Origin of the sequence: Cytobacillus sp. IB215316 (assembly GCF_033963865.1) — a bacterium.
In the GTDB taxonomy this organism is placed as follows: domain Bacteria; phylum Bacillota; class Bacilli; order Bacillales; family SM2101; genus Nanhaiella; species Nanhaiella sioensis.
The window spans coordinates 24,101-34,850 of the sequence record NZ_JAXBMC010000024.1 but is presented as its reverse complement, the minus strand read 5'-3'; the positions used below and the strand labels follow the sequence as shown (position 1 = coordinate 34,850).

12 protein-coding genes and 2 tRNA genes are annotated in these 10,750 nt (G+C 35.3%); 12 read left to right on the top strand and 2 right to left on the bottom strand.

Translation table 11 applies throughout. From position 1 onward, the window contains the following. Positions 1 to 82: 82 nt before the first annotated feature. The 7 genes from SLH48_RS21150 to tsaD all read left to right on the top strand — a co-directional run bounded on the left by SLH48_RS21150 (position 83) and on the right by tsaD (position 4,198). A tRNA-Met gene (locus tag SLH48_RS21150) sits at positions 83 to 159 on the top strand. Between the two features lie 12 nt (positions 160 to 171). Further along, a tRNA-Asp gene (locus tag SLH48_RS21145) sits at positions 172 to 247 on the top strand. A 313-nt stretch (positions 248 to 560) separates the two neighbouring features. After that, the gene (thiL, locus tag SLH48_RS21140; RefSeq protein ID WP_413785451.1) at positions 561 to 1,553 is read left to right on the top strand and encodes a thiamine-phosphate kinase; all 993 of its coding nucleotides are present in this window, start codon (positions 561 to 563) and stop codon (positions 1,551 to 1,553) included. A 12-nt stretch (positions 1,554 to 1,565) separates the two neighbouring features. Then, positions 1,566 to 2,024 carry a tRNA (adenosine(37)-N6)-threonylcarbamoyltransferase complex ATPase subunit type 1 TsaE gene (tsaE, locus tag SLH48_RS21135; RefSeq protein ID WP_320259728.1) on the top strand — a complete coding sequence of 153 codons (459 nt, stop codon included), beginning with the start codon at positions 1,566 to 1,568 and terminating at the stop codon, positions 2,022 to 2,024. Continuing rightward, the gene (gene tsaB / locus SLH48_RS21130) at positions 2,021 to 2,749 is read left to right on the top strand and encodes a tRNA (adenosine(37)-N6)-threonylcarbamoyltransferase complex dimerization subunit type 1 TsaB (protein ID WP_320259727.1); all 729 of its coding nucleotides are present in this window, start codon (positions 2,021 to 2,023) and stop codon (positions 2,747 to 2,749) included. The genes tsaE and tsaB overlap by 4 nt, the downstream gene beginning before the upstream one ends. Then, positions 2,727 to 3,176 carry a ribosomal protein S18-alanine N-acetyltransferase gene (rimI, locus tag SLH48_RS21125; RefSeq protein ID WP_320259726.1) on the top strand — a complete coding sequence of 150 codons (450 nt, stop codon included), beginning with the start codon at positions 2,727 to 2,729 and terminating at the stop codon, positions 3,174 to 3,176. Before tsaB ends, rimI begins: the two co-directional genes overlap by 23 nt. After that, a complete protein-coding gene (gene tsaD / locus SLH48_RS21120; protein ID WP_320259725.1) occupies positions 3,176 to 4,198 on the top strand; it encodes a tRNA (adenosine(37)-N6)-threonylcarbamoyltransferase complex transferase subunit TsaD in 1,023 nt (340 codons plus the stop codon). Before rimI ends, tsaD begins: the two co-directional genes overlap by 1 nt. Positions 4,199 to 4,772: 574 nt before the next feature. On the opposite strand, the gene SLH48_RS21115 is transcribed toward tsaD, so the two are convergent. After that, positions 4,773 to 6,704, bottom strand: a complete 1,932-nt coding sequence (locus SLH48_RS21115; RefSeq protein WP_320259724.1) for an ABC-F family ATP-binding cassette domain-containing protein — start codon at positions 6,702 to 6,704, stop codon at positions 4,773 to 4,775. A 586-nt stretch (positions 6,705 to 7,290) separates the two neighbouring features. Between SLH48_RS21115 and moaC the strand changes: the two genes are divergently transcribed. The 5 genes from moaC (at position 7,291) to SLH48_RS21090 (ending at position 10,397) form a co-directional block, all read left to right on the top strand. After that, positions 7,291 to 7,776: a cyclic pyranopterin monophosphate synthase MoaC gene (gene moaC, locus SLH48_RS21110; protein ID WP_320259723.1), complete on the top strand. Its 486-nt coding sequence runs from the start codon at positions 7,291 to 7,293 to the stop codon at positions 7,774 to 7,776. A 32-nt stretch (positions 7,777 to 7,808) separates the two neighbouring features. Further along, complete coding sequence (locus SLH48_RS21105) at positions 7,809 to 8,447, top strand: redox-sensing transcriptional repressor Rex (RefSeq protein WP_214484453.1); 639 nt, start codon at positions 7,809 to 7,811, stop codon at positions 8,445 to 8,447. Between the two features lie 104 nt (positions 8,448 to 8,551). Next, positions 8,552 to 8,722: a twin-arginine translocase TatA/TatE family subunit gene (locus tag SLH48_RS21100; RefSeq protein WP_413785450.1), complete on the top strand. Its 171-nt coding sequence runs from the start codon at positions 8,552 to 8,554 to the stop codon at positions 8,720 to 8,722. A 17-nt stretch (positions 8,723 to 8,739) separates the two neighbouring features. Next, positions 8,740 to 9,492: a twin-arginine translocase subunit TatC gene (gene tatC / locus SLH48_RS21095; protein WP_320259722.1), complete on the top strand. Its 753-nt coding sequence runs from the start codon at positions 8,740 to 8,742 to the stop codon at positions 9,490 to 9,492. Positions 9,493 to 9,662: 170 nt separating this feature from the next. Continuing rightward, positions 9,663 to 10,397 (top strand): DUF2161 domain-containing phosphodiesterase, encoded by a 735-nt coding sequence (locus tag SLH48_RS21090; protein ID WP_320259721.1) that lies wholly within the window; start codon positions 9,663 to 9,665, stop codon positions 10,395 to 10,397. Positions 10,398 to 10,553: 156 nt separating this feature from the next. Here SLH48_RS21090 and SLH48_RS21085 read toward each other — a convergent pair whose 3' ends face one another. After that, positions 10,554 to 10,748 (bottom strand): YdiK family protein, encoded by a 195-nt coding sequence (locus tag SLH48_RS21085; protein ID WP_214484457.1) that lies wholly within the window; start codon positions 10,746 to 10,748, stop codon positions 10,554 to 10,556. Positions 10,749 to 10,750 lie beyond the last annotated feature (2 nt).

Sequence of the window (10,750 nt, the reverse complement as noted above, 5' to 3'; positions counted from 1 at the left end):
TAAGCTCTTCAGCGCCGATGGTAGTTGGGGGTTTCCCCCTGTGAGAGTAGGACGTTGCCAGGCATAATAATATTCTTATTATCGCGGGGTGGAGCAGTCTGGTAGCTCGTCGGGCTCATAACCCGAAGGTCGCAGGTTCAAATCCTGTCCCCGCAACCAATGAATAAATGTGGTCCCGTGGTGTAGCGGTTAACATGCCTGCCTGTCACGCAGGAGATCGCGGGTTCGATTCCCGTCGGGACCGCCATATATAAATAACTCAAACGAAACTAGATGTTTCGTTTTTTTGTATTGGTAAACTTGACATTAAATGTGTAGTTCATCTTTAAATATTTCATATAGGTATGAAATCCTATAAAACCCCAACTAGCTGTTCTAATTTAGTAATAAAAAAGAAATAATGATTATAAAGAAATATTGTCGTCTTTTCATGTTAAGAAATAAATAAGTATTGACTAGAGTTCGTGATATTTTAACAAATAGAGGCTTACGAACAAATATCTAAGTTAACAAATTTATTAAATTTAATTTATTATATAAACATGATGGAGTGGTATTTTATGAGTGTAATTGATGAATTTTCATTAATAAACAAAATTAAACCACAGGTTGTAAACCAATCATCTTTAATAATGGGTATTGGTGATGATGCAGCATTAGTATCATCTCAGGATAGGTTTGATCAAATAATATGTATTGATACGATGGTAGAAGAAGTCCATTTTAAGCGAAGTACCATGAAGCCCTATCATATTGGCTTTAAAGCTTTAGCAGCTAATATAAGTGACGTGGCAGCAATGGGGGGTATCCCTCTCTATTATTTAATATCCATCGCTATACCTAAGCATTGGACTGAAGAAGATATTCTTGTCATTTATGCAGGAATGAACGATTTAGCTAGAAATTATGATATGGATATGATTGGTGGAGATACTGTATCTACAAATGGTCCACTAGTTATATCGGTAACCGTCATTGGTGAAGTTGAAAAAGGAAAAAAACTTTTTAGAAGCAATGCCAAGGATGGTGATATCGTGTTTGTTACAGGAACGTTAGGTGATTCTTCTGCAGGGTTACAGTTGTTATTAGCTAAGGGGATTAAATATTCTTATCAATCAACTGAAAAAGATTTAGTAAACAAACATCAAATGCCTTATCCTCGAGTGGAGATTGGCCGTTTGTTGACATGTTATAATAGGGTAGCGTTAAATGATATTAGTGATGGATTGGCTAGTGAAGCAAATGAAATTGCCGAAGCTAGTAATGTTTCAATATATGTTGAAGAAGGTCAAATTCCTTTAAGTAAACAAATATATGATGTTTGTAGTAACGAAGCTATAATAAAAGCTCTGTATGGAGGAGAGGATTACGAACTCATAGGTACATTGCCGCAGAGTGACTGGAACCATTTTGAGAAAGAATGTCTTAAACATAATTATAAGGTAACAGCCATTGGGCAAGTGAAATCTGGACCTTCAGAAGTATTACTACAAACAAATGATGGGAAAGTTAAAACGATAGAAAAAAAGGGATATAACCATTTTAACAATTGATAGGTGAAGAAGATGAAAACTTATGAAATTATAACTGATTCTGCTGAACAAACAATGAAAATTGCATACAAGCTAGCTAGTCATTTGCACCAGGGTGATGTGATTGTACTAGAAGGTGATTTAGGTGCTGGCAAAACAACATTTACTAAAGGTTTGGCGAAAGGACTAGGGATTACAAGAAATGTAAATAGTCCTACTTTCACAATCATTAAGGAGTATCAAGGTAAAGTACCTCTTTATCATATGGACGTATATCGACTAGAAAATGGGTCTGAAGATCTTGGATTTCAAGAATATTTCGAAGGAAATGGAATCACAGTTGTAGAGTGGGCTCATTTAATTGCTGATCAGTTACCAGCAGAACGGCTAATAGTGAGAATTAATCACATAAGTGAATGTAAACGGAAGCTTATGCTAGAACCTATTGGCGTACATTATGAACAAGTATGTAAGGAGATTATAAGCAAATGACAGTATTAGCAATTGATTCTTCAAATGATGTGATGGGTATTGCTCTTGTAGATGAAAGTAAGGTTATTGGAGAAATAATTACAAATGTAAAAAAGAATCATTCGATTCGTGTCATGCCTGCTATTGAATCATTATTGAAGGACTGTAACATTTCAACAAAGGAACTATCGAAAATAATTGTTGCAAAAGGACCAGGCTCTTATACTGGTGTAAGAATCGGTGTTACAATTGCAAAAACATTGGCATGGTCATTACAAATTCCACTCTCAGGCGTATCAAGTCTCGAAGTACTCGCAGCAAATGGGCGTTTTTTTCCTGGATATATTTCACCACTATTCGATGCAAGGCGGGGACAAATTTATACGGGATTGTATTCATATAAAGCTGATGGATTGCAGCAAGTAAAACAAGATCAAAATGTCCTCTCATCTGACTGGGCTAAATCATTATCATCACTCGATAAACCAATATTATTATTAGGTAATGACGTTGAGCTACATAAAGAAGTAATGATCAGTGAGCTTAAGGACAAAGCAGTGTTTGCAGCTGAGAGTTTAAATAATCCAAGACCAGCTGAATTAGCATGGCTAGGAATGTATAGGGAAAATGAGGATATTCATCAGTTTTCACCGAATTATATTCGCCTTGCTGAGGCAGAAGCGAAGTGGTTAGAAGCACAGAAAAAAGAAAGTGGAGCTGCAAATGGAAACAACAACATTGTTTAGGTTAATGAATGTTGAGGATATTGAAAATGTACTGAAGGTGGAGGAGGCATCTTTTGCTACTCCTTGGAGTAAGGACATCTTTTTAAGTGAAATTAATAATAACAAATACGCCCATTATATCGTAGCGGAAGAAAACGGGCTAGTTATTGGATATTGTGGGGCATGGATTATAATAGACGAAGCTCATATTACGAATGTAGCTTTGTTACCAGAATATCGTGGCAGGAAACTAGGTGAAGCTATGCTAAAACAACTGGTGGACTTTGCAAAAGCACTTGGGGCAAAGACGATGACATTAGAGGTACGGGTATCAAATATAATTGCCCAATCGCTTTATCGCAAATTAGGATTTAATGATGGGGGAATTAGGAAGAATTACTATACAGATAATCAAGAGGATGCATTAATAATGTGGGTGAATATATAATGGAACAATTACAGAATCAAATTATTTTAGCAATCGAAACAAGCTGCGATGAAACAGCGGTAGCGATCATAAAAAATGGATGTGAGATATTAGCGAATGTTGTAGCATCTCAAATTGAAAGTCATCAGCGTTTTGGAGGAGTTGTACCAGAAATAGCCTCTAGACATCATGTAGAGCAAATTACCATTGTGCTTGAAGAAGCACTAAAACAGGCGCAAATTTCTTATAATGAGATCGATGCAATAGCTGTCACTGAAGGCCCAGGGTTGGTCGGTGCCTTGTTAGTTGGTGTCAATGCTGCCAAAGCCATTGCTCTTGCTCACAACATTCCTATCATTGGGGTTCACCATATAGCTGGACATATTTATGCAAATCAACTAGTATCTGAAATGAAATTCCCACTTATTTCGTTGGTTGTTTCAGGTGGGCATACTGAATTAGTATATATGGAAAAACACGGATCATTTAAAGTAATTGGAGAGACACGTGATGATGCTGTAGGTGAAGCTTATGATAAAGTTGCAAGAACATTGGGACTACCATACCCAGGTGGTCCTCACATTGACCGACTAGCTCATGAAGGAGAAGCCACGATTAAGCTCCCTCGAGCTTGGCTTGAAGAAGGATCTTTTGATTTCAGTTTTAGTGGATTGAAATCTGCAGTGATAAATACGTTACATAATGCGAAGCAACGTGGTGAGGATTTAGCAACAAAAGATATCGCAGCAAGCTTTCAAGCAAGCGTAATAGATGTATTAGTCACAAAAACGATGTTAGTTGTTGATAAGTATAATGTCCAACAAGTATTATTAGCTGGTGGTGTAGCTGCCAATCAAGGGCTAAGAGCTGCTCTTAAAGAAAAATTTTCCTCAAAGGATGATATAGAATTAATTATTCCTCCGCTATCTCTATGTACAGATAATGCAGCAATGATTGCAGCAGCAGGTAGTGTTTTATATAAACAAGGAAAGCGTTCGGACATGGCTTTAAATGGGAACCCTGGCCTTGATATTGAGCAATAGTATAATGAATAATAACATAACAATGTTATGAAAGACCGTGATTCTTCCTGAGAATACGGTCTTTTTCCACAACTTTATCCACAGAAAAAATACTATTGTGGAAAAATAGTAACAAAAGCTAGTTTAAAAGCACTTTTGAAGCAAGTGAATAAGTGGATAACTTTGATAAAAACTGTGGATAATGTGTAAAAGTCGGTGTATAACATACACTACAATGAATTGTTTGTGGATAACTATGTGGAAGAGAAAACTACAATTCACATGAAGTGTAAAAGACATCTTTTTTGCAATGATCCTAGCGCTTATTGGGGATGAACATGGCGTTTGCGCTTTTGTTCTGTCTTATAAGCCTCTCGTGTTCACTTCACATTGCATTCCAACGCAAAAAACGCTTTCAAATGCAATGGTTCCAGTGTTTGTTGAGGAAAAGTAGTCGTCTCCACTTTTCTTCATGTCCAGCTCCAGCGCCTATCCCCTCGAGTCACTTCGCCATTTTCCATGAAGGCAAAAAGCACCTTCACAGAAAATGCCTCCAGTGCTTGTCAGGGATGAACAAGGCGCTTGCGCTTTTCTTCTAATCATGGAGTGTTTCCCATTCGGTCATTAATTGTTCTAGTTGCTCCTGGTACTGTGAGTTTTCTTCATTAATCAAGGCCACTTTTTCGTGATCTTGAAAGATAGTTGGGTCACATAATAGAGTTTCATTTTCATCTATTTTTTCTTCGAGTTTTGATATCTCCATTTCTAGTTCTTCAATTTTTCTTTTTCTCTGACGTTGTAATTTCTTCATTTCCTTGTCTTGTTCATAAGTCAGCTTCGTCTGCGTTTTATCTTCCTTGATTGAAGGATTGACCACTTTTTGTTCATTTAACAGCTTGATTTCTTCAATCTCTGCTTTCTTTGATATGAAATAATCATAGTCTCCCAAATATTCAGTAATACCGTTTGGAGCAAGCTCATACACTTTCGTCGCTAGTCGGTTTATAAAATAGCGGTCGTGGGAGACGAATAGAATTGTACCAGGATAGTCAATCAATGCATTTTCAAGAACTTCTTTACTATCCAAGTCTAAATGGTTCGTAGGCTCGTCCAAAATTAACAGATTAGCTTTTTGTAACATAAGCTTTGCTAACGCAAGTCGTGCCTTTTGGCCGCCACTAAGTGTTGATACCGGCTTTAACACATCATCACCTGAAAATAAAAAGTTGCCTAACACTGTCCTTATATCCTTCTCCGATTTTGATGGATACTCATCCCACAGCTCATTAAGAACACTTTTATTAGAACTAAGATTTGCTTGTTCTTGGTCATAGTAGCCAACTTTAACATTTGAACCAAAGGAAAATTCTCCTTGTAGGGCTTGTATCTTATTAATCGCTGCCTTGAGTAAGGTTGATTTCCCAATACCATTTGGACCTACCAAAGCTACACTGTCACTTTTCATGATTTGAAAATTGATATGTTGGATAATAGGCTTGTTGTTTTCATATGAAACTGAAATATCATTGGCTTTCAAAACTTCATTTCCACTTTGACGTTCGATGTCGAAGTGGAACGAAGCTGATTTTTCATCTCCAGCAGGCTTCTCTAGAACTGTCATTTTTTCTAGTTGTTTTCTTCTACTCTGTGCTCGCTTTGTTGTTGAAGCTCGTGCTAAGTTTCGTTGAACGAAATCCTTAAGCTTAGCAATTTCACCTTGCTGCTTTTCATAAAGCTTTAAATCGTGTTCATAATTTTCTGCTTTCTTCTTTAAATAATCACTATAATTACCAATGAATTTTGCTGAATTAGTTCGAGAAATTTCGTATACTTGTGTAACGACTTTATCAAGGAAATAACGGTCATGAGATACGATGAGAATAGCTCCTGGATAGCCGAGTAAATATTGCTCTAACCAAGTGAGTGTATCAATGTCAAGGTGGTTAGTCGGCTCATCTAGTATTAATAAATTAGGCTTTGATAATAATAGCTTCCCTAAAGCAAGCCTCGTTTTTTGACCACCACTTAATGATGATATAGGTGTCGAATAATTGAAGCTTGAAAACTGGAGTCCATGTAGAACAGCTCGTACATCAGCTTCATATTGATAGCCACCTTGTTCTTTATATTGAATTTGCAAATGATCATACTCTTTTAATAGTTTGTCGTAATCTGCCTTGTTTGACATTAGGCTTTGATTGGACATTTTCTCTTCCAGTTCACGTAATTCTATCTCCATTTTTTTTAACGGTTCAAACACGGTTAACATTTCTTCCCAAATAGATAAGTCTGAATCTAAGCCACTATGTTGTGCTAAATATCCAATAGAAATGTCTTTCGGTTTCATGACGCTTCCGCTATCATGAGACATATAACCTGCTATTATTTTCAATAAAGTTGATTTTCCAGCGCCGTTACGGCCAACGACAGCAATCCTATCTTTCAATTGTACTTCTAGCTTTATATTCGATAAAATAAGATCAGATCCAAAATATTTTGTGAGCTGATTCACTTGTAACACTATCATGTTAGTTCACCTCTGTTATAATAGTTTTAGTGTATCTTAAAATGTATGAAATGAGCAATATTCTTTCACTGGATTCCAATGTTTACTTATCAAAGGCTTGTGAAATGCATATTTTTAATAATAGTTTAGCTTATTTTGTATGCGCTTTCTTACTGGAGTCATATTAAACTTAGGTTGTAGACGTTATAGGCTCTTTTCGTAAACTTTGTTGCTATTGTGAATAATTTAGGACAGCAAAAAATGAACTTATGCAATTGACCTCATTTATAATGAGAAAAGGTGCCTACAACCGCTAAGTTTATACGTATTTATTTCTTAGAACGAAAAGCAACAATTAATGCGAAAACAGCAGCCATGTACTGAGACACAAATACGAATTATTATATCGTTTGTTGCAGCTTCTCATCATTAAAACTATGACAAAGGGCTAAATTATTCGTTACAATTCACCATTTATGAAAAAAGCCATGTACTCAAAAGGTGATAGAAATGACCTTGGATGTACATATAGTTTTCACGCCTTGTTAAAGTAACGACAGGATTGTAAAAATAGTGTAGTATAGTCATATTGAGAGGTGAAAAGCAAGTGTCTTCATTTACACATTTTAATGATCAAGGTAGAGCAAAGATGGTTGATATTTCTGAAAAGGGCGAAACATTAAGAACTGCTATAGCGAGATCAAGTATCTCAGTTAATCAAAAAATTTATGAACAGATTATTCATTCAAAAATAAAAAAAGGGGATGTGTTAGCTGTAGCTCAAGTGGCTGGTATTATGGCTGCAAAAAAAACAGCAGATATTATCCCAATGTGTCACCCAATTAGTTTAAAGGGTGTCGATATCACGTTTACATGGGAAGAAGAAAAGCAATTATACAAGCTTATTATTATCGTAGAAGTTAAAACTAAAGGTAGTACAGGTGTTGAAATGGAAGCTCTAACTGCTGCTAGTACGTGTGCCCTAACTGTTTATGATATGTGTAAAGCAGTTGATAAAGGTATGGTTATTGGTCCAACTTATTTATTAGAGAAGACTGGTGGAAAGAACGGAGACTTTATTAGAGAGCAGTGAATGAATAGCTGTTTGAATGTGGGGGAATAGAAGTGAATAACGAACAAACAAAAATTCCACAAGCTACTGCAAAACGTTTACCATTGTATTATCGTTTCATAAAAAATCTTCATGCTGCAGGTAAGCAGCGCGTATCTTCTGCTGAATTAAGCGAGGCTGTAAAAGTAGATTCTGCAACAATACGTAGAGATTTTTCGTATTTTGGTGCTTTAGGTAAAAAAGGATATGGTTATAATGTTAATTACTTATTAACGTTTTTTCGACAAACACTAGATCAAGATGAACTAACAAAAGTGGTGTTAATCGGGGTTGGGAATTTAGGTACTGCATTTTTAAATTACAACTTTATTAAAAATAATAATATGAAAATTGAACTTGCATTTGATGTTGATGAGCAAAAAATTGGCACTACAGTTGGAGATGTTCCTATTTATCATATGGATGACTTAGAAAAATATATTACCAAGGATGTAAGTGTCGCCATCTTAACTGTACCTGCACCAGTTGCGCAAGGGATGACTGACCGTTTAGTAGAAACAGGTATTAAGGGTATTTTGAATTTTACGCCAGCTCGAATTAATGTACCTGACCATATTAGGATTCATCACATTGATTTAGCAGTTGAATTACAATCTTTAGTTTATTTCCTTAAAAACTACCCAACTGAATAGTAGCTATATTGGCATTATGGTCGTTTACATGATCACGGAGTTATAAAAACAATATATGCTTTATAATGATAGATCAGGAAAATTATTTGTAATTTATGATGGAGGTGAGACCAATTAACATAGGAATTGGAAGTCTTATATTAATTTTAGTGATCGCACTCGTTATCTTTGGTCCAAATAAGCTTCCTCAATTAGGAAAAGCTGCTGGAGAAACACTTAGAGAATTTAAGAGAGCGGCACAAGATATTGCAAATGAAAATAATAAAAAGAAGTAACATTAGGATGAGAAAGTATGAATGATAGTAAAGAAATGTCTGTATACGATCATATAGGAGAGCTAAGGAAGCGTCTAATTATCGCAGCCGTTTTCTTTGTTATGGCTACAATTGGAAGCTTTTTTTTGGCTGAGCCAATCATTGTCTATTTACAACAGGCTGATGAAGCAAAAGAGCTGACGATGAATGCATTTTCCTTAACTGATCCAATAAAAATTTATATGCAATTTGCTTTTATTATAGCTTTTGTAATTACTGCACCAGTTATTTTATACCAGCTTTGGGCGTTTATTAGCCCAGGCTTATATGAAAAAGAACGGAAAATCACTTTAAGTTATATACCAATATCAGTGTTACTATTTTTAGGTGGGGTTTCATTTTCCTATTTTATTCTATTTCCATTTGTTATTGAGTTTATGACGAGGATATCTGAACGCCTAACGGTTAATCAAGTTATTGGGATAAATGAATATTTCCAATTTCTATTCAAAATCACTATTCCATTTGGAATATTGTTTCAGCTTCCTGTCGTTGTGATGTTTTTAACTAGACTTGGCATAGTCTCGCCTATGTTTTTAGCGAAAATAAGAAAATACGCATATTTTGTTTTACTAGTTATAGCAGCATTTATTACGCCACCAGAGCTCATTTCACATCTGATGGTGACGATACCTTTATTTATTCTATATGAAATAAGTATCTTTATCTCAAAAATAACCTTTCGCAAAGTGGAAAAACTAGAACAGGAACTCATGGCTGAAAATGAGTAACAACCAAACCATAAATCATAATAAAGGTAATCAAAGTGAGTTTTTACAAATTGTAGAGGCTCACTTTTTTTATAGTAAATCTAGCAGGTGTCATGTGAATATATTAAATATAAAGGTCGTATGATTAACTAATATTTAAGCTTTGAATAAATGAAGAAAGTAATGATGTAATGAGCAATAAAACAACAAAATTGTATGAGGTTGATTTATATAAACCTATTCAAGAGCATTTTACAGAACAGGGCTATGAAGTATATGGAGAAGTCAATCATTGTGATATAGCAGCTATAAAAGACGATGAGCTAGTTATCGTGGAGCTTAAGCTTAATTTAAGTATAAAGCTGTTAATACAAGCTACTAAAAGGCAGCGTTTATCCGATCAGGTGTACATTGCTATCCCGAGACCTAAATATTCTTTGCGTTCTAAAAAATGGCAGGATATTTGTTATTTGGTCAGAAGGTTAGAATTAGGCCTTATGATTGTAACTTTCAAAAAGGGTATTGCACAGGTAGAAATTATTATAGCTCCAGCAGACTTTGATCGGAAAAAAAGTATGCAAAGAAGCAAGAAAAAAAGAGATTTACTTTTAACTGAAATGCAAGGAAGGCATCGTAACCATAATGTTGGTGGGAGCAAGAATCAAAAAATTATAACGGCGTACAAAGAAAACTGTATTCATATTGCCTGTTGTCTCGAACGTTTCGACCAGTTATCAACAAGTGATCTTCGCGAGATGGGAACGGGTGACAAAACTGTATCCATTCTTAATAAAAATTATTACGGCTGGTTTGAAAGGGTGCGAAGAGGAACTTATACACTTAGTGATAAAGGCAAGAATGAGCTAATTTCATATCCACAACTTGTTCACTATTACGATGAATTAATAGCACATAAACTTGGTTAATACAGAGAAAGATATTTTGAATAACTGATATGTATATAGAGAAGAAAAGATCTCCCAAACATATTCGTGTTTGCTCTTATTACGAAAAGCAACAAATAATGTGATAACAGCCATAGAATAAAACAACCTTCCCATTAGCTAGGAAGGTTGTTTTAACTATTTTATTTTTTTCAGTTTGTTATGAAAGATAAACATACGAATAGCCACTCCAAAATCAAGGGTGGCTACAAAAGACAATATGAGAGTGGGGAAATTCCAAATTGTTTCTTGAGCTGATTGAATTGCGAGATATGTGAAAACGATCCCTATAAAACTATATATAAATCCAAAAAATAAAGGTGAGCGGCGCATAT